21 protein-coding genes are annotated in these 18,947 nt (G+C 40.4%); 2 read left to right on the forward strand and 19 right to left on the reverse strand.

From position 1 onward, the window contains the following. Window positions 1-3 precede the first annotated feature (3 nt). The 14 genes from IRB79_RS21720 to IRB79_RS21785 all read right to left on the reverse strand — a co-directional run bounded on the left by IRB79_RS21720 (window position 4) and on the right by IRB79_RS21785 (window position 12,959). Entirely contained in the window at window positions 4-1,167 is a 1,164-nt protein-coding gene (locus IRB79_RS21720) for a YqgU-like beta propeller domain-containing protein (RefSeq protein WP_243504885.1), read from the reverse strand. A gap of 226 nt (window positions 1,168-1,393) precedes the next feature. Beyond that, window positions 1,394-2,581 carry a M14 family metallopeptidase gene (locus IRB79_RS21725; RefSeq protein ID WP_243504886.1) on the reverse strand — a complete coding sequence of 396 codons (1,188 nt, stop codon included), beginning with the start codon at window positions 2,579-2,581 and terminating at the stop codon, window positions 1,394-1,396. A 175-nt stretch (window positions 2,582-2,756) separates the two neighbouring features. After that, window positions 2,757-3,719: an ROK family glucokinase gene (locus IRB79_RS21730; protein ID WP_243504887.1), complete on the reverse strand. Its 963-nt coding sequence runs from the start codon at window positions 3,717-3,719 to the stop codon at window positions 2,757-2,759. 19 nt (window positions 3,720-3,738) lie between these two features. Further along, window positions 3,739-3,939 carry a YqgQ family protein gene (locus IRB79_RS21735; protein ID WP_243504888.1) on the reverse strand — a complete coding sequence of 67 codons (201 nt, stop codon included), beginning with the start codon at window positions 3,937-3,939 and terminating at the stop codon, window positions 3,739-3,741. A 160-nt stretch (window positions 3,940-4,099) separates the two neighbouring features. Then, window positions 4,100-5,560 carry a spore germination protein gene (locus tag IRB79_RS21740; RefSeq protein WP_243504889.1) on the reverse strand — a complete coding sequence of 487 codons (1,461 nt, stop codon included), beginning with the start codon at window positions 5,558-5,560 and terminating at the stop codon, window positions 4,100-4,102. A 175-nt stretch (window positions 5,561-5,735) separates the two neighbouring features. After that, window positions 5,736-7,256 (reverse strand): rhomboid family protein, encoded by a 1,521-nt coding sequence (locus IRB79_RS21745; RefSeq protein ID WP_243504890.1) that lies wholly within the window; start codon window positions 7,254-7,256, stop codon window positions 5,736-5,738. Between the two features lie 137 nt (window positions 7,257-7,393). Beyond that, window positions 7,394-7,594 carry a hypothetical protein gene (locus IRB79_RS21750; RefSeq protein WP_053434403.1) on the reverse strand — a complete coding sequence of 67 codons (201 nt, stop codon included), beginning with the start codon at window positions 7,592-7,594 and terminating at the stop codon, window positions 7,394-7,396. A gap of 93 nt (window positions 7,595-7,687) precedes the next feature. Further along, window positions 7,688-8,638 (reverse strand): L-lactate dehydrogenase, encoded by a 951-nt coding sequence (locus tag IRB79_RS21755; RefSeq protein ID WP_243504891.1) that lies wholly within the window; start codon window positions 8,636-8,638, stop codon window positions 7,688-7,690. Between the two features lie 51 nt (window positions 8,639-8,689). After that, window positions 8,690-9,478 carry a DUF92 domain-containing protein gene (locus IRB79_RS21760; protein ID WP_243504892.1) on the reverse strand — a complete coding sequence of 263 codons (789 nt, stop codon included), beginning with the start codon at window positions 9,476-9,478 and terminating at the stop codon, window positions 8,690-8,692. Next, entirely contained in the window at window positions 9,471-10,046 is a 576-nt protein-coding gene (locus IRB79_RS21765) for a 5-formyltetrahydrofolate cyclo-ligase (protein ID WP_243504893.1), read from the reverse strand. Before IRB79_RS21765 ends, IRB79_RS21760 begins: the two co-directional genes overlap by 8 nt. Window positions 10,047-10,162: 116 nt before the next feature. Further along, window positions 10,163-10,312: a 50S ribosomal protein L33 gene (gene rpmG / locus IRB79_RS21770; RefSeq protein WP_009332954.1), complete on the reverse strand. Its 150-nt coding sequence runs from the start codon at window positions 10,310-10,312 to the stop codon at window positions 10,163-10,165. 77 nt (window positions 10,313-10,389) lie between these two features. Beyond that, a complete protein-coding gene (locus IRB79_RS21775; RefSeq protein WP_243504894.1) occupies window positions 10,390-11,031 on the reverse strand; it encodes a hypothetical protein in 642 nt (213 codons plus the stop codon). A gap of 63 nt (window positions 11,032-11,094) precedes the next feature. Beyond that, window positions 11,095-12,330 (reverse strand): glycosyltransferase family 4 protein, encoded by a 1,236-nt coding sequence (locus IRB79_RS21780; RefSeq protein ID WP_243504895.1) that lies wholly within the window; start codon window positions 12,328-12,330, stop codon window positions 11,095-11,097. Next, the gene (locus tag IRB79_RS21785; protein ID WP_243504897.1) at window positions 12,327-12,959 is read right to left on the reverse strand and encodes a DUF4912 domain-containing protein; all 633 of its coding nucleotides are present in this window, start codon (window positions 12,957-12,959) and stop codon (window positions 12,327-12,329) included. The genes IRB79_RS21780 and IRB79_RS21785 overlap by 4 nt, the downstream gene beginning before the upstream one ends. A gap of 315 nt (window positions 12,960-13,274) precedes the next feature. Here IRB79_RS21785 and IRB79_RS21790 point away from each other — a divergent pair, with 315 nt between their 5' ends. Further along, entirely contained in the window at window positions 13,275-13,685 is a 411-nt protein-coding gene (locus IRB79_RS21790) for a hypothetical protein (RefSeq protein WP_431833399.1), read from the forward strand. After that, window positions 13,678-14,163 (forward strand): hypothetical protein, encoded by a 486-nt coding sequence (locus IRB79_RS21795; RefSeq protein WP_243504898.1) that lies wholly within the window; start codon window positions 13,678-13,680, stop codon window positions 14,161-14,163. Before IRB79_RS21790 ends, IRB79_RS21795 begins: the two co-directional genes overlap by 8 nt. Before the next feature lie 68 nt (window positions 14,164-14,231). Here the strand turns inward: IRB79_RS21795 and phoU are convergent, their stop codons facing one another. The 5 genes from phoU to IRB79_RS21820 all read right to left on the reverse strand — a co-directional run bounded on the left by phoU (window position 14,232) and on the right by IRB79_RS21820 (window position 18,746). Beyond that, the gene (gene phoU, locus IRB79_RS21800) at window positions 14,232-14,891 is read right to left on the reverse strand and encodes a phosphate signaling complex protein PhoU (protein WP_221878738.1); all 660 of its coding nucleotides are present in this window, start codon (window positions 14,889-14,891) and stop codon (window positions 14,232-14,234) included. Window positions 14,892-14,955: 64 nt separating this feature from the next. Beyond that, window positions 14,956-15,783 carry a phosphate ABC transporter ATP-binding protein PstB gene (pstB, locus tag IRB79_RS21805; RefSeq protein ID WP_243504899.1) on the reverse strand — a complete coding sequence of 276 codons (828 nt, stop codon included), beginning with the start codon at window positions 15,781-15,783 and terminating at the stop codon, window positions 14,956-14,958. Window positions 15,784-15,801: 18 nt separating this feature from the next. Then, window positions 15,802-16,686 carry a phosphate ABC transporter permease PstA gene (gene pstA, locus IRB79_RS21810; protein ID WP_243504900.1) on the reverse strand — a complete coding sequence of 295 codons (885 nt, stop codon included), beginning with the start codon at window positions 16,684-16,686 and terminating at the stop codon, window positions 15,802-15,804. Between the two features lies 1 nt (window position 16,687). Continuing rightward, window positions 16,688-17,644: a phosphate ABC transporter permease subunit PstC gene (gene pstC, locus IRB79_RS21815; protein ID WP_009332963.1), complete on the reverse strand. Its 957-nt coding sequence runs from the start codon at window positions 17,642-17,644 to the stop codon at window positions 16,688-16,690. Window positions 17,645-17,777: 133 nt separating this feature from the next. Continuing rightward, window positions 17,778-18,746, reverse strand: a complete 969-nt coding sequence (locus IRB79_RS21820; protein ID WP_243504901.1) for a PstS family phosphate ABC transporter substrate-binding protein — start codon at window positions 18,744-18,746, stop codon at window positions 17,778-17,780. Between the last annotated feature and the right edge of the window lie 201 nt (window positions 18,747-18,947).

Genomic DNA, 18,947 nt, shown 5'->3' on the forward strand with positions numbered 1-18,947 from the left:
TATCTAACTTGATTTATCGTTATGTTCTACTAACCGAAAGACTTCTCTTCTGTCAGGCATTATTAATTCTTCGAGATAAAAACCCGCTAAACAGGCTGTCCCATTGGGCGAGCAGCTGAGCGGCGCATTTTCCATATCTTCCAGAAGCACTTCCTTATCTCCTGTTTCACTGTCAACGGATATAAGCTGAAATCCTCCTGCATACATATCACTTTCAGCGCTATATAAGGGCTGAAAAGTTATGATTCCCTGAGGAGTCCAGTCATAGTACGGTACCAGCCAATCCGAAAACCTTGTCAAATGTGGTACTGAGATTGAAGATAACTTCCTGAAATCATTATCCATAAAAGTATACATAGCCTGGTCTGACTGATCTGCCGGCACAGTGATGGTCATTAGCCTGTCTTTGGCAGCATCGAATTGAAAAATGTCTGCCTCAACCTGGGTTTCATTATTTCCATCAATAGATTGTTTAATTAGCGGTGCAAAAAGTGACGGGTTTTCATTGTCCCAATCAAGGAAGAAAAGATGATTTGAATCCCCCCATTTGGCAAAAGGCTCCCTTAGGTTTAATTCTTCTGATGTACCTTTTGCAATGTCGATATGGTAGGAAGTAAAATCCCAGTCTTCAGTAAATGAAGCAATTAATAATGATTCTTCATGATAAGGGTTCCACTCAACAGCAAAGTCAAAGCCTGAAATATTTTTCTCCCAAACAACTTTCCCATTTGCTTTTATAACGGTTAAAGCTCCTTCATAAGTTCCTGGTGACGTTCGAATCAGAATGTATTTGCCAGCTGGGCTGACCGTTACGGACGCAATCGGATGTGAACTTTCATAGAGAAGATTTTGATCGCCTGAAAACAGGTTATAAGAAAAAACCCTGGAATCTGATCCTTCATTTACAGTGTAAACAATTTTATCATCGCTGAGCCAGCCATTTGCTCCCTGAAATTCCCCTTCTTTAATCCGGATAGGCTTAACGCTCTTATTTTCAGCATTATCAGTTGGTGCGGAAGGTTCAGAGGTTTCTGTTTCTTGATTCTTTTTCTGCTGAATCTCAGCGTTTTCCGGCTGTTCACAGCCGGTTATTAAAAATAGTGAAACTATCAGAATAAAAAATAAAAAAAGAAACTTCCCTTGATATGTAGATTGAGTGTTCAACAAATCCGCACCTCCTTTTCTCCCTAAATATAAGTACGTAAACAGCATGAAAATGTTTCAAAAATAATAGAATTAATGAGTTTAATAGGAAAAAGCCGTTTTTCCGTCTTCGATTTGGAAAAGCGGCTGGCTACCATTGAACTATTGGCTTTGTGAAGTTAGTATGATAGTTATTTTAATGTCTGTTTGATTAAAATACAATACAGAAACATTTTCAAGGTTAATTTTTTCACATATAAAGCGATGCAAGAAAAATGCCCAGCACTTCTTCATAAATATCATCATATTGTGACAGGGGCAGCGGATTGATGCCTCTTCCAAGTTCAATTGTGAATCCCGGTCTCCGGAACTCCTGTATGAACCAATCCTTATAACCCGCAAAACTATCAATGTATTGGACTGCCTTATACCCGCTGACACGTTCGAACTCAAACGCGAGTACCTGTGATTCCGGCGGCTCCAATCCCTCGTATCCCCAATAAAATTCTGCTCCTTGTGTATGAAAGGCAAGCATCCGGTCGAATTGATTTTCTCTTGCCAGTTCCGCCATTGCTATGGCTTCTGGTTCCGTTAACGGGGCTTCCCCAAGATAATCTCTTGGTGCCGGAGCATTTTGTTCAGTTCTCTGCTTCTCAAAATCCCATTTGGCAGGATACTGATTATTTAAATCAACACCCCTAATATTGGCCTTCCAGCCTGTGAAATCAGTGCTTCCCCTATTTATGGCAATTACTTCTTCCCTGAGTTCTGGTGGTGGCCCATTTAAGACGAGATCTACTCCATCAGGGTTCACCATTGGAACTATGGAAAGGTCAACGGAATTATATAAAGGCATTGTTGAAATCCCTCTTATCGGCCGGACATTTGTTATGGATAAGATAAAGCTGTTCAGCAAAGCCATTAATATAGGGGTTGTAATCCATTCGTTTGCATGAAAAGATGCATTAATTTGCACTTTCTTATTCCCTTTTCCCAGACGTATCTCCTGAATTGGCTTCCCAAGGACACTTCGGCCAATTGTATTTACCTTTATAAACGGATAAATATCTGACAGCATGGAAATATCAGCTGTTAAAGCTTTATAGTCATAATTTCTCCTGCCTGATACAATTGGAGATATTACCCGCCTTGGCAGCTTTATGGCTACACCAGGGGCCAGACTGTTGGGATTAAGGGATTGATTAACCAGGAGAAGAGCATCTACAGAAAGGTTTCGGGAAGAACTCAGTTTCCAAAAGGTGTCTCCTGGTCTAACCGTATAATTTTGCAATGTAAAGCCGGGAATATTAATTTCCTGGCCTATCTGAAGCGATGCAGGATTAACGCCGGGATTGGAATCAGCAATGAGATTGACTGGCACCATAAAGAGCTGACTGTAATACCATAAGGAGTCTCCGGACCGGACTTTGACTTTCATCTTTATCCCCCTTTCCATCATTTCAATTTTATGAAAAAAAGAAAAAAAGATGACTGTTTAACAGTGTAAATATATGAATTGCTGATATGAAAAAGGATTCCGCAGTGTCAAAAGACTCTCACTGTTTTTGAGCAAAGAAAAAGCACCTGCACACAATCAGGCACTTTTTTTCAATTTATTTATTTTTAGCAAGCCAGGCTGCTCCAATTACGCCGGCATCATTGCCCAAAGTCGCAATATCAATGACTGTGGATTCCTTCACTCCTGGAAACGCAAATTTAACGAAGTTTTCAATAACAGGCTTCAACAGGACATCCCCTGCTTTAGATACTCCTCCGCCTAATACTATTTTTTCCGGATTTAAGGTATTTGCAATATTTGCCAATGCCAGTCCAAGGTGCATAGCTGTTTCATTGACTACCAGAAGAGATGCTTCATCCCCATTCCTTGCTGAATCGAAAACATCTTTTGCGGTGATAAACCCATTTTCCTTATACAAATTGGAAAGAACCCCTTCTCCACCCGATTTTAGGTTTTCAAGAGCCTGCCGGACAATGCCTGTAGCTGATGCTATTGTTTCAAGGCAGCCCGTTTTTCCGCAATTGCACTGCGCTCCTCCAAAAGGAACGGAAGTAATGTGGCCAATTTCACCTGCAGCTCCGCTGACTCCCTGCACAATATCTCCGTTTGCAATTACCCCGCCGCCGACACCTGTGCCAAGTGTGACACATACAAGATCTTTAGCGCCATTTCCGGCTCCCTTCCACATTTCTCCTAGAGCAGCGCAGTTAGCATCATTATCAATGATGACTGGAAGCGATGTTTCCACTTCAAGCATATCCTTCAGCGGGTAATTATCTTTCCAGCCTAAATTAACAGTGTTATAAACAACACCTGTTGCCAGATTTACAGGACCTGGGGCCCCCATGCCAATGCCGATGACTTTGTCCTTGCTTAAATCCAGTTCCTCCAATTTATGATCGATGGCTTTAGCTATATTTATCGTAATATTTTTTCCTTCTTCACTATTGTCAGTGGGAATTTCCCATTTATGAATTATTTCCCCATAGTAGTTGATAAAAGCAAGTTTTGTAGTTGTTCCGCCTAAATCTACCCCAACCAGCCATTTTTCTGCCAAACTCCATCACCTTTTCTGTCTATTTTTTCTCTTTAAGATTCTGAATTTCAGTCCGTAAAACCAAGATGCTGCTCTGGTAATCTTTCACATCAATAAGCTGAGAATCATATAGCTCTTTTAATTCGGCAGCCATAAGCTCCAAATCAGCTTCACGATCCCCTATGTAGATTATTGTCCCATATTTCTTCAGGAATTGCTGTATATCATAAATGGTTTTCATTCTGTACCTCTGCCTTATCGATAAGTTTATACCACAATAAAGTATAATCTAAATTTTCATCCTTCTCAAGATGGACAAGCACCCAGAAATAAATAAGATTCCTGGAATTATGTAAAAAATCCCTTCCTGGCTCAGCAGCCTTGAAGGGATTTTTTTAGGTTTAGCGGTCTGGATCTTTTGGATGCAGGAAACGCGGCCGCCTGTTCTTCAATGGTATTGGTGATCTGAGCAATACATCTCTGAATGCTCTCAGATTGAAAGGGATGAACGGCCACAAGTATGGCACTCCAAAAGACTTCAGTCTAGCAAGCATGATTATCAGCAGCATGATGCCAACTACATATCCATAAGTATCGAAAATACTTGTTGCAATCAGCAGGGCGATTCTTATCAGCCTGTTAGCCAGGCTCATTTCATAGCTTGGTGTTGAAAATGTTCCAATTGCTGCTATTGCTAAATAAAGAATTACTTCATTAATGAGCAATCCAACTTCAACAGCTACCTGGCCAATCATCAGGGCCGCCACCAGTCCTAGTGCAGTGGCCAGCGCGGATGGAGTATGGATCGCAGCCATCCTCAGCATATCCAGACCGAGCTCTATCATAAGGAACTGAATTATTAATGGCAGCTGTCCTGTATCATTTGGCCCGATATATGATAATGCATCAGGCAGCAGCTGTGGCTCTATTGCAAATAAGTACCATAAAGGCAAAAGAAAAATGGAAGCCCATACAGCCAAAAAGCGGACAAATCGCAAATACGCACCTACAAGAGGCTTATTCCGGTATTCCTCAGCATGCTGCAGGTGATGCCAGAAGGTTGTCGGTGTTATGATCACACTGGGGGAACCATCGACGATGATGCAGACATGCCCTTCATAAAGATGAGTTGCTGCTGTATCAGGCCTTTCGGTATATCTTACCATTGGATATGGATTCCAATGCCGGCCAGAAATGAATTCCTCTATTGATTTTTCGGCCATTGGCAATCCATCAGTGTCAATCTTAGAAATTGAATCCTTTATTTTTTTGACCATTTCAGGATCTGCAATGTCTTCAATATAACTGACAACAATATCTGTTTTAGACCGTCTTCCCACTTGCATATATTCCATGCGAAGTGTCCGGTCTCTAATTCTTCTCCTCGTTAAAGCAGTATTAAAAACGAGTGTTTCTACAAACCCATCCCTTGAACCGCGGACAACACGTTCGATATCAGGCTCCTGTGGGCCTCTTACAGGATATGTACGGGCATCAATGAGAATCACTTCATCGATACCATCCACGACTAATGCAGTCGGACCAGCCAGCACCATATCCACAACTTTATCCAGATCATCAGTGGTTTCAACCTCTACGTATGGTATATACGTTTTTATTAACCGGGAAAGTGCATCCCCTTCCAGCTGGCCTGCATCCAATCCAGCAAGCATTTTCATCAGGTAGTGCAATATATCGTCTTTTACAAAGCCATCTACAAGATATAGAGCCATTTCCCTTTCTGCATATTCAACATCCAGCTGAATCACATCAAAGCTTTTTTCAACTCCAAGTGCATCTTTAAGATATTCTATATTTTCTTTTAGCGAAACCTTTACAGGCTCTTTTCTGACTTTCTCCAAAATCCCCACCTCAGCATTCTGTTCCATTCTTTTCCTTGCATACTATTCAACATCATAGACATGCAAAAAAAAAATCATACCAATGATTGGCATGATTCAATGAAAATTCACCGGAAATGAAGATTTTATTTCCCAGGAAGTAAGCTGAAAATTCAGTATAATATCAGCTGTCTGTCTATTCTATTTGGTTTAATAGCTTTTGATACTCTTCCTGATCCGGTTTAAGACCAGCGGCTTTTTGAGCATGATGCCTTGCTTTTTCCGGGTCTTCTTCATCTAAATAGATCAGTGCCAGATTATAATGTGCTTCGTGGAAAGAAGCTTCTTCCTTAACCACATGGAGAAGATGCACTTTTGCTTCTTCCGGTTGTCCCACTTTTATTTCCGCATATGATAACAGAAAATAAGCTTCCGGGGAAGCGTTCCCTTCATTAACAAAATCAGCAAGCATAGAACGAGCCTGTTCATACTCTTCAGCATGTATATGCTCCTGGGCCATCACCATTGCAGTCTGTTCATTTAAAAGTCTTCCTGGTTCATTGAAACCATATTTCAACAATCCAGCAGCCAGACAGAATGATGCTGCTAAAAACAGGAACTGAAGCAATGGACGTTTCTTCTTGGGAAAATGCACAATTCCAGTAGCAAGAAATCCGCCAATCAGCCCGCCGATATGGCCAGCGTTATCAATCCCTGGAATGGTAAACCCAAATGCAAGGTTTATTCCCAATACCACAAGTATATTAAATCCCATTGTTCGGAAGAAAAGACTAGGATAAATGAGCCCAAAATATAAAAGTGCTCCAAAACAGCCAAAAATAGCTCCGCTTGCCCCAGCTGAAAGTGTAGGGCTAAAAATAAAACTGGCTAATGTCCCGCCAAAACCAGCAGCCAAATAGATAAATAGGAACCTTATATTTCCATACACGCGTTCCACTGCCGAACCAAGATAAAATAAGGCAAGTGTATTCATTAATAAATGCAGCAGCCCAATATGAAGAACAATCGGGGTCAAAAACCTCCACCATTCCCCCTCAAGAATTAATGGGTTAAATTTAGCTCCATACTTAATTAAAGTCGATGTATCTGTGCTCCCGCCCATTGCTTCCAAAAATAAAAAAACAGAAACTTGAATAAAAATGAATATATACGTAAAGAATGGCTTCCCAAAATTAAACATTTCCTTTTCTTTCTTTGCTGTTTTCACAGCTTTAGAAAGAGCAGCATGCTTCAGAGCATCAACATCCATTTCCGTATAATTTCCGGACAGAAGCGTTAATGGCTTTTCAAAAATGGCCTCAACCGCACTTAGGCTATCCGGTTTGCCGGACTGAATGATTAGGGTTTGGACAGAGGCTTTCGCATTTTCAGGCATGAAGGGGTCTGTGATGCGGAATTCATAGTCATCCACAGGCAGGTACTTAGTGACATAGATATTTAATACCGGCATCTCCCTTTTGCCAAGCTGCTTCCTGACAGATTCTGCTTTTTGGGCAGTAACTTCAATATCCCGCTGCATCCAATTGCTCCAGTCAAGATTATATTTTAAGAGCCTGATTGCCTTTATCGTTTTATGCTCCATCTTTTCAAGCCATAATTCATCCTGATCTCCAGATAGCTGAATCATTCTGTACCCCTGATCAGATATGAAATAATCAGCAAGTTTCCAAAATAAATAATCCTCTTGAACGGCCAATTCTTCCCCCACTCTCTATATGTTGCAATGATTACAATACTTTATTTAACTATAGGCAAAAAAGAAACCTTTTGTAAAAGAAAAAGCACCTAAATATTTATCCAAAATAAAAAGACCATTACGGTCTTTTTACTTCTTTATTGCCGCCCTTCCGATGGCCCAGAAGAGAAAACAGAGCTCATCATCCTGTCGCGGACAAGCGGAAAACTCATTACTGAAGTGACTAGCAGTTTCCGCAAAAAGACATTCCCAAAAATAACATTAATCAATCGATACCGGTTATGATAGGCAAAGTAAGTGCCAAGCCCTATCATAAATATAGATAGTAATCGAGACATTAAAAATCCCTCCTCTTCCTTATTGTGAGAAGAGGAAATAATTTTTATCCATGCTTCAGAACAAAATAAAATTCGCCCCCCATTGCAAGCTGACTAATCCTTCATTATTGGTTCGATCGTTTTCTTGAGAACATTTACAGAATGGGTAAACTGATCCTTCTCTTCGCTGTTTAAGTGAAGTTCAACAATATCGCGAATGCCATTTCTATTGACTATAGCAGGTACCCCAATGTAAACATCATCATGACCATACTCCCCATCTAAGTATGCTGACACCGTAAGGACCGAATTCTCGTTCTGAAGGATGGCTTTCGTCAGCCTGACCAGACCCATGGCTATCCCGTAATAAGTCGCCCCTTTTCGCTCAATAATCTGATAAGCCGCATCTCTGACATTAAGGAATATCGAATTAAGATCTTCCTGCCTAAAATTCTCTTCTTTCCCCATCCAGTCATCAATGTTTTTCCCTGCAATATCAGCATGGCTCCATACAGGCAATTCAGTATCCCCGTGTTCACCTATAATATAAGCATGAACATTGCGCGTATCGACTTTGAAATATTCTCCCAGCAGAAACCTGAATCTGGCCGTATCCAATATCGTACCGGATCCGATTACTCTTTCTTTTGGCAGTCCGGAGAACTTCCAGACTGCATACGTCAGAATATCAACTGGATTTGTTGCAACCAGGAAAATGCCATCAAAGCCGCTGTCCATGACATGATCCACAATGCCTTTAAAGATTTTAGTGTTTTTTTCCACAAGATCCAGGCGGGTCTCCCCAGGCTTTTGATTCGCTCCAGCAGTTATGACAACCAAATCAGCCTCTTTGCAATCTGAATAATCTCCAAACCAGATTGATGTTGGGGAAAGGGCAAATGGCATGCCATGATTCAAATCCATCGCATCTCCTTCAGATTTATCCTTATTTAAATCGATCAGAACCAATTCCTCTGTAACACCCTGATTTAATAGTGCAAAGGCATAGCTTGAGCCCACAAAGCCAGTTCCAATCAGCACAACTCTGTTTACCCGATTTTTCATAACAACTCCCCTTTTCACTTTATGGTAAGGAACAGCTACATCTTAGTCCCTTTATGTCAATAGAATATATAGAAGCATTCCCACCGAGGCAGAAGCTAAACCTGAAAAAAAATTAACAAAGTCATTATCTGCAAAACGCCTGCCTTTTACCAAAGTGGCCGGCTGCCCGCAATGTTCGGTTTTTTCAATGTTTGCATTGCACACCAGGCACTTGTATTCAGCCTGAAAAAAAGCTCCCAATATGGAATCAATCAGATTTCCCGCAAATCCAAAGATCCCAATAAGTAAAGCCTCATAAAGTGAAACACTGAACAGCATGAATGACAGAAGTCCAATAGCAAAAGAACCTGACAAAGCTGCAATTGTGCCCAAAATGCTGACAGCACCTGAAGTTCCCGTTTCTATTGCCTTCCAGGTCCTCAATGAAATGGGAGGTTTTTTACTTAATGAGCCAATTTCTGATGCCCAGGTATCTGAGTTCGCTGCAGCCAGGCCGATTAGAAATGCTATCAGCCAAACCGGTGATGGATTCAGAAGATAAAATATGCTGGCAATAGCAGCTATTCCTCCGTTTGCTGCCACCTGCTGCCAATCCCTTCTTGACCCTTTTGCATGCTTATTTTCGAATGTCTCTTTTCTATGGCTTTTAAATTTTGACCAAAAGCTTGAACTAGCAAAAAAGAACCCCAGCACAAGGAGACCGTAAAAACCAAATCCCCAGCCTGTTGCCGAGCCCACAATGAATGCAGCTATACTGCCTGAAAAGGTCAGCAATTGAAAATAATACCCGGCTAGCGCTGTGATCAATATAAAAATAACAATAACTATAGATTCAAGCATCGCCGGATGCCCACACCCGCTGATCCGTAATAATCATTTCCACCGGCTTGTCATGGTTTTCCACTTGAACACCGTTTATAAGCTGCAGCTCAAATGCCAGTGAAACGGTTCTTCCTTTATAGTGCTCGAGAAACCGATCATAATAGCCTCCCCCAAATCCGAGGCGGAAGCCGTTTTTCATGTATGCCAGCCCGGGTACGATTAAAGTTTCGATTTCCTCACTGCGAACTTCATTAGTTTTTTCTGGACTTGGCTCCCATAATCCAAAGTACACAGACTCCAAATCCCTGAAGCTATTCAGTTCACGGAACACCATTTGCTTTGAGCGGGGAATGCACTTCGGGACAGCAACCCTTTTTCCTTCTTCCCATGCTTTTCTGATAATCTGCCACGTATCCGCCTCTGGCGGCTTTGAAACCGTTATTCCTATTGTTTTAGCCTGAAGCCATAAAGGGCTTCTAAAAAGGCTGCAGGCAATTTCATAGGATAGCTGTTCATACTCAGGCTTGCTCAATTTCTTCATTCTTTCCAGCATCTGCTTTCTAAGCGCCTTTTTATCCATTTCCATATCAAACCCTCCAACAGAAGATGACATCTGCAAAGCCCCTCAATAATTTATCCAAAAAAGGGAAGTATACCCATAAAAAAAGTCAACAAAAAAAGCAGTAGGAATGATCCTACCACTTATTTTGTTTCACGATGTGTAGTCGAACGCTTATCTCTTGGGCAATATTTTTTAAGCTCAAGACGATCTGGATTATTTCGTTTATTTTTTTTAGAAATATAGTTACGATCTCCACATTCTGTGCAAGCTAACGTAATGTTTACACGCATGTAATTTCCCTCCAAACTATGTTCAAACTAGTTCGTTCATACGACTTTTCTATAATATCACTTTTTAAATCGAAATGCTAGTACGTTTTTTTAAAAGTATCCTCTTTAACCCTGCCTATTAGCAGGTTGTTATACTGAAGGATTTCTGATTTGCTGTCCCCGTTAATAATCCATGATTCTCCTTCCACTGTCCCTCTTCCATTGAATACTGCATTAAGTGAGAAGACACTTATGGCATTTCCCTGAACCATAGGATGATATTTTAAAGTTCCTTTCATTCTGCAGTTCCAAATTTGGTCACTGTATACGTTCCAGTAAGGCTGAATCGTACACTCTTCCATTTTTTTGCCGTTTAGCTGCCCATTAACCAAAAACAGCTTGGAATCAGCCAAATGAAAGATGACATTTTCTGCGGGAGAAATGAATGAGAGATGTTCACGGGAAGAGTACTCATGTCTGTGCTGCAATAAGAGCTTAATCGTTCTGGGCTCGTCTACATGGTTAGTAATATAGCTTTTAAAATATGAAATTTTAGAGTGTATTTTTTCTGTCTTAATTTGAACAGAAATATTTTCATCAGGAAATATCTCTTTGCTGCCATTCTCCATCCAGAAAGTTTTCCCGTCTATCCATAAACCCGGAATCATTTTCAATTTCCCAATCGGCGCTTTCTCCATTTCTTCATAAACATCAGATTGAATCCAATTTAATGTATTCATCTTCATGCACCTTTTTCTATAATTTTTTTAACGTCATTTAAAGGAAGGCAGAATATACAAAAATCAAACAAGGTCTTCAAGCTTATGGCTGATTAGGGTTTCCTGGAATACTCTTTTGGTTTCCTCCGCAATGCGTCCCCAGCTGAATAGGCTTTCTGCGACCTTTTGACCTTGTCTGCCAATTGTAAGGACTGCTTTTGGATCTTCAAGGAGAGCGGACGCCTGCTCTATGAAACTGTCAGGATCTCCCGGGGTCATGAACAGTCCGGAATATCGATGTTTTATTATCCCCTTTAACCCGCCAGTGTTAGATACTATCGCCGGTTTTCCGGCAATCATTGCTTCGAGGGCAACAATGCCAAATGGCTCATAATAACTTGGAAAAACAGCGAACTCACACTTCAGAAAGAGAGCTGCTCTTTGCATATCATTAATAAATCCCGGAAAATGAATTACATCGTCCACTTTCAGTTCTTTCGCTTTTTTTCTGTGCGCTTCAAGCATAGGACCTTTGCCGGCTATAATTAAATAAGTATCCGGGTACTTTTCTTTTATAATAGGCGCTGCGTCGATCAAGGTATCAAACCCTTTTTCCCTGACCATCCGCCCAATGGAAAATATCAGCCTGCCTCCTTTCTTTACCTGCAGCCCCTCCAATAAACAGTCTGGGTCATCAAGCAGGGGTTCCTTGCTGATTCCGTTTGCGATAACAGACATTTTTTCACTTTCGATAGCAAATTGCTGAAGTACTTCTTCCTTCATATATTCACTGCAGACAATAACCTGATCTGACCCTAGTATCAGCTGCTCTTCTTTTCTATGGATAAACTTCTGCAATTCTGTGTAAATCCCATTATTCCTTCCATATTCGGTTGCATGTATAGTCGTGATTAATGGACACTGTAAACTCTCCTTTAATGACAGGCCGCATGCACCTACAAGCCAGTCATGTGCGTGGATGAGCTCGAAGCGGTGGAAGGATGACAGTTCATTGGCTTTATGCTCCATCGCCAAATTCAATCCTAAAATCCAATGCAAAAAGTTAGGATCTTTTTCATTAAGCGGTTTAACTCGATGTATATAGATACCATCTTTAAGTTCAGTGCTGGAAAGATCGCCCCGATTAGCTGTCAGAATATGGACCTCATAATCCTGTTTCAATCCTCCGGCGAGTCCATGCACATGTCTTGATAAGCCGCCAACAACATGTGGAGGATATTCCCACGTAAGAAGAAGGACCTTAGGTAAACCTTTATGGCAGCTATCTTTATTTCGCTCAGCAGTTACTGTTTCCATCATTCTTCTCCTTCACTCATTGATTCATAATAAGTGTATGTACTCACATTCACAGTCCATTCAGCAGGCTGCTTCTCAGCTTCGCCTTTTCCAGATGATTGATAAAGCATTTCCTCAGAAGTATGAATTGCTTCTGAGCGCAGCAATGGGAAGAAATGGGTTTCTGTCAATTTTATACCCAGTTCTACACAATACACCTTACCAGGTTTGAGCCCTTTGAAGATCCATTCTGACTGATGGGACAGGATTACTTCATGATCAGAGACCGCATTGGCGCCATCAAAATTAATACCGGTAACATCATAGATTCTTAAAGATTTTCTCATGGAAGAGACAGGCTCGTCCAAGTAAAGTGAAGCCATCTTCTCTTTATGATTAGATAATTTCCATAATACTTTTACCTTATCAGATGTTAAGCGTGTTAATATCAATTGATCTTTCGTTTTTTTAGGAACGGCATTTTCTTCAGCTGTCACCTTATTCCTGGCAGAATCCTCGCTGTCGCGTTTTGCTTTATTTTGGATAAGTTTGGTCCATTGATATTGCACTTTTCCTACTGTTGTATCAAGCTCACTGGCAATTTTGCGAAATGAAAGCCCCCTGCGGCGAAGCTTAATAATTTCATCGATCATACCCGGCACCTCTTGTATTTATTTTCATAAGCCACTAAAAAAGGGATATATATGACAAAAAGCAAAATTTTATGACTATTTATATAACTCAATGTTATCACTGATATGGATAGCCTACAATGAACGGAAATTGTCGCTTCCTGCGAATGCACATGCCTGCTTGAATATAAATAAGAAAAAAATTTTCAAAGTTTGCCGGGATGCTTTTTCGACAGAGCTCCAGCGACAAAAATCTTTAATTTTCACCCGTTTATGGATTGCATATCGAAATTTGTCAATTTTGATGGTAAAATATTTCTGTTCAATGAATATGAGGTGACTTTTTTGGAATCAATCATGCTGGCATTATTGATCTTGTCTATAGGGCTATTTATTCTTTCAGTGTTCTTGAAAGATCCTTATAAAGAGCTGCGCGAAGAAATGGACCAAATGTCCATGCAGCAGATTCAGGAAATGTATCAGATTAAAAAGAAATTAAAAGTATTGGAAGAAGAACTGCTGGTGGCTGACGAACCCTATATTCAGCACGTTCAGCACGTTCCTGCAGACTCTTCTGCTCATTCCTTAGTGAAAAGGGAAGTTCATGAAATTATAAAAAATCAGGTGATGCTGCTTACCAGGCAAGGATTGTCAGTAGAGCAGATTGCCAGACAATCATCACTCTCTCCTGATGAAGTAAGGACCATTCAAACAGAAATGAAATTTAGAGGTCATGGCTATGAATAAAAGAAATACCCGGGCATTTGCATTTGGCATCCTTATGGCTGTCATAGCCTTTGGCACAGCCTATTTTTTCATTAAACCAAATCAGTCTGAAAATAGAAAAATAGATGAAAACAGCGCGAAAGAATTTCTTCAGGCAAAAGGCTATACTGTTTTAACAAACGAAGAATATACTCTCTTGCAGCAGACTAAATCCGAAGAACCAGCAAATGAGAATACGGAAGAAAAAGAAGAACCTGCTGAGGAAGATACGGAGTTGGAAGAAGGTGCACAGGTAGTCTATCAGCTTACAATTGAGAGCGGCATGACACCTGGGGAAATCGCAGTACAGCTTGAAAAAGCAAATGTAATCAATCAGGCAGCAGACTTCGGCAATTACCTTGAAGAATACGGGTACAGCAAAAAAATACAGCTGGGCACATTTGAACTGACCCCTGATATGAGCTATAAAGAAATCGCTAAAGTCATAACAAAAAGCTAAAAGGAGCTGAATCCTTTTAGCTTTTTTACTGTTTAGCACAAGCGTGCAAGGCGCTTCCGCTTTTCTTATTAATTATTCAAATCATACTGACGTCCTTTAACCAGGTAAAAAATATGTTCAGAGATATTGGTGACATGGTCAGCTGCTCTTTCTAAATATCGGCAAACAAAAGACAGCTGAGTGATCTGAGGAAGATATTCCGGTTTCTGCAGGTTGATTTGCAGAAGCTCTTTAATTGTTTCACCATATAGGTCGTCTACCTGATCATCCATATCGGCAACTTTTTTTGCCTTTGTTATATCTTCTTCAGTGAAAGCCTCCAGTGATAGACGCAGCATTTCTGTAGAAATTTTGTACATTTCTTTTATATGTTCAATCGGCTTAATAAGAGGTTCTGACCCAATCCGTATTGTAGACTTCGCAATATTCACTCCAAAGTCAGCAATTCGTTCAATGTCTGTTGCGATTTTTATAGCGACAATGATGCGTCGAAGGTCAATAGCCACTGGCTGCTGTTTGGCAATTAACAGAATGGCTAAATCATTTATTTCCTCATATAAAATATCAGCCTGGTTATCGTCATCAATGATCTCAAGTGCCAATTCTATATTTTGTGTTTCAAGCGCTTCAACTGATCTATGCAAGGCCTCTACAGCAAAATTGCCAATTTCAATCAGTTTCTTTTGAAGTTCCTGCAGATCATATTCAAACCTCTCACGTACTACCATCAATGTAATCCCCCTTCATCCTAATAGTAATGATTAAATCGTTGATACAAACCAGTATAATAGATTAGCCGAATCGTCCAGTGATATAATCCTCAGTCCGCTTATCTGAAGGGGTAGAGAATATCTTATCTGTTTCGGCAAACTCGATTACCTCACCGTTTAAGAAAAATGCTGTTTTATCAGAAATACGGGCTGCCTGCTGCATATTATGCGTAACGATAATAATACTGAATTCTTCCTTAAGCTCCTGCACAAGCTCCTCTACTTTTAAAGTGGAAATTGGGTCGAGTGCAGAAGTTGGCTCATCCATTAAAATGACATCCGGTTCAATTGCAAGACAGCGTGCAATGCATAGACGCTGCTGCTGTCCGCCTGATAAGCCGTACGCATTCTGGTTCAGGCGATCCTTTACCTCATCCCAGATTGCCGCTCCCCTTAAGCTTTTCTCAACAATTTCATCCAGGATTTTTTTATCACGGATTCCGTGTATTTTCGGCCCATATGCCACATTTTCATAAATAGACTTTGGAAAAGGATTTGGCTTTTGGAAAACCATGCCTACACTTGTTCTTAAATCCTCCACTTTAAAAGATTTATCAAGTATATTACGTTCACGGTATAAGATTTCACCGGAAATCTTTACTGTAGGCACAAGTTCAACCATGCGGTTCAGGGTTTTAATATAAGTGGATTTGCCGCATCCTGATGGACCGATGATGGCTGTTACTTCATTTTCATTAATGGCCAAATTAATATTTTTTAACGCATGGCCCTCCCCGTACCAAAGGTTAAGATCTTTTGTATGATAAACTACTTTTTTATTTTCTTTTGCTTTTTGATCTAGATTAGCTGTTTTAGTATTCGGATTGGCTTTTTCTGTTATTACAGGCATTTTATAAAACCTCCCAGACTAATATCTTTTTTGGAATTTATTGCGGATCAAAATAGCGATTGAATTCATCGCAAACAATACAATCAATAATATAACGATAGTTGCAGCTGCCAGGTTGGCATATTCCGCTACTAGGGCAGAGTCAAGAGTCCAGTAATAAATCTGAACCGGCAATATCGTAAATTTATCAAAGATCCCATCAGGAACAGGTATTAACAATGCCGGAATACCGATAACAACCAATGGCGCTGTTTCACCGATTGCGCGTGACAGTGCAAGAATGACACCCGTAAGAATTCCCGGCAGAGAAGCGGGAAGGACTACATTTTTAATGGTCTGCCATTTTGTTGCACCCATACCGTAAGAAGCTTCTCTTAAGAATTGAGGAACTGCACGAATGGCTTCCTGGCTGGCAACTACTACAACAGGAAGAACCAGCAGTGCCATCGTAAGACCTCCTGCTAGAACTACAGAACCCAAATCCAATGCTCTTGCAAAAACAGTTAATCCAAGGATTCCAAAAACAACAGACGGAACACCCGCCAGGTTTGAGATATTCGTTTTAATAAATGAAGAAATACGTCCCTTGGCTGCATATTCTTCAAGATAAATTGCTGTGCCTACTCCAAGAATCATCGTTACAGGAGCAACAACAAGCATCAGCCATAGTGTTCCTGTTATTGCTCCCCAGATTCCGGCTCTTTCAGGATCAGTCGATAAACGATTCATCAGAAAATCCATGTTGATCCAGCCTAAACCATCAGCAAGAACCCGATAAATCAAAACAATTAAAACTACCAGGCCAAATAAAGTGGCCAAAAAGAAGAGTGTTTTAGCAAGGTTATTGGCTAGCAGGCGGCTGCCCATCTTTTTATGCACTTGTTCTGAATCCACATATTTCATATTAATATTCCTCCCTGAACTTGCGAGAGATATACTGAGCGAGCAGGTTCATAATCAGCGTAAACACAAACAAGGTCATAGCAACAGCATAAAGACTATAATATAATGTTGTTCCTGCTGCTGCTTCCCCGCCTGTAACTTCCACTATATAGGCAGTCATGGTCTGCATGGACTGTGTTACGTCAAATGTAAAGTTCTTTGAACTTCCGCTTGCAATGGTTACGATCATCGTCTCCCCGATTGCTCTTGATATACCGAGTACAAATGAAGCAATGATACCTGAAATAGCTGCTGGAACAACTACTTTCCAGGTTACTTCCAGCTTAGTGGCACCTAATGCAAGAGCACCCTCCCTCATTGCATTTGGCACAGAACTCATCGCATCTTCTGAAAGTGACGCTACCATAGGAATGATCATAATTCCCATTACAATCCCGGGGCTCAATATATTCGTAGGTTCAAGGCCTGGAATAAACGATCTTAGTAAAGGTGTTACAAACGTAAAAGCAAAAAACCCATATACAATAGTAGGAATACCTGCCAGGATTTCAAGAAGTGGCTTTAGTGCCTTTCTTGTTTTTTCTGATGCGTATTCACTTAAAAATATTGCAGTCATCAGTCCCACTGGAATGGCAACAAGCATGGCGATCAAAGTGGAAATGATTGTTCCCGTCAGTAAGGGAAGAACACCAAAGACAGCATTTTCTCCTAAAGGCTTTAATTCAGTGCCTGTAAAGAAATCTATAAAAGGAACGTCTTTAAAAAAGGCGATTGTTTCCGTAATTAAGGTGAGTACAATTCCAATAGTAGTAAAAACTGAGATTGCGGCTATGCCGAATAATATTTTTGGTATTAATTTTTCAGTGTAATTATTAACACTTCGAGACTTTTTCTTTTGTTGAATGATTTCACGTACATTCAGTTTTTTGTTATCGTGTTGAACAGCACTTTTTGCCAAGTGTAAAACCCCTTTCAGCCTTCTCATCCAAAGAAGAACTCTTCAGCTCATAATACCCAGGGAAAAACATATAACATCACAAGAAGATGAGAAGGCAAACTTCTCATCTTCCCATGACAATACTTTCAATCTCTTATTTCAATCCGTTCAAAGTATCTAGAGAAGCCTGGATATCTTCATCAGATAATGGAGCAAATCCAGTTTCTGCTGCAACATCCTGTGCATTTTCCATTGTATAGATAGCATAATCAAGCACTTGAGGCTTTTCTTTAGCCATATTTGTATTCAGGTATGTGAATACCGGACGAGTAAATGGAGCATAGTCTCCGTCTTCTTTGATTGTGTCTAATGATGGCTCAACTGGTCCATTGCCAAAGTCTACTTTTACTGCCGACAATTTATCTTTGTTGCTGTCATAGTATCCATAGCCAAAGAATCCGATAGCGTTTTTATCTTTAGATACAAGATCCACTAAAGTTGAGTAATCCTGCTGTAAGTTGATATTTTCAGGAAGGTCCTGTTCTTCAAGAATATTTTCAAACATAAATTCGTAAGTGCCATGGTTTTCATTTGGGCCATAAGTTTGAATTTCTTCATCCGGGAAGTCAGGGCGAACATCTGACCATTTTTTCTTTCCAGCACTGGCAAGGAAGATATCGACAACTTCTTGCTGTGTAAGCTCAGCAGCCCAGTCATTTTCTTTATTAATTACAATTGTTATACCGTCTAAAGCAACCTTCATTTCCTGTACATCAATGCCAAGCTCTTCAGCTGAAGCTTTCTCTTCATCTTTGATTTGGCGGGAAGCATCGTTAAAATCTGTACCGTCTTCTGCAAGAAATTTCTTGAAGCCAGCTGAAGTTCCGGAGCGGCTAACTTCTACAGAGACATTTTCTTGTTCTCCCATATAATTTTCAGCCATGCGTGCCATGAATGGATAAACAGTTCCAGAACCATCTATTACTACACTGCCTTCCAGCTCTTCACTATTTTCGCCATTTCCGCTTGCACCTTCATTTGTATCTCCGCCTCCACAAGCTGCAGTAAATACCATTACAGCTGCCAGCATTAAAAACAGGCTCATTTTTTTAAGACGTTTCATTCCTGAATTCCCCCTAAGAAAATTGGTTGTTTTGTCCTACGAGTATTAGAATAAGGGTTGACTGTTAACGCCGTTTTAACTGATTGTAAAGCTTTTGTAAATGTGGGCGATTCTTGTGTAAATATGTCGAATATGAGGTATAACATAAATTTATCTTTCCATCATAGCCGGGTTGCAATTCATATAAGGGGAAATAAAAAA

This window comes from Cytobacillus oceanisediminis, assembly GCF_022811925.1.
Taxonomy (GTDB): domain Bacteria; phylum Bacillota; class Bacilli; order Bacillales; family Cytobacillaceae; genus Cytobacillus; species Cytobacillus oceanisediminis_D.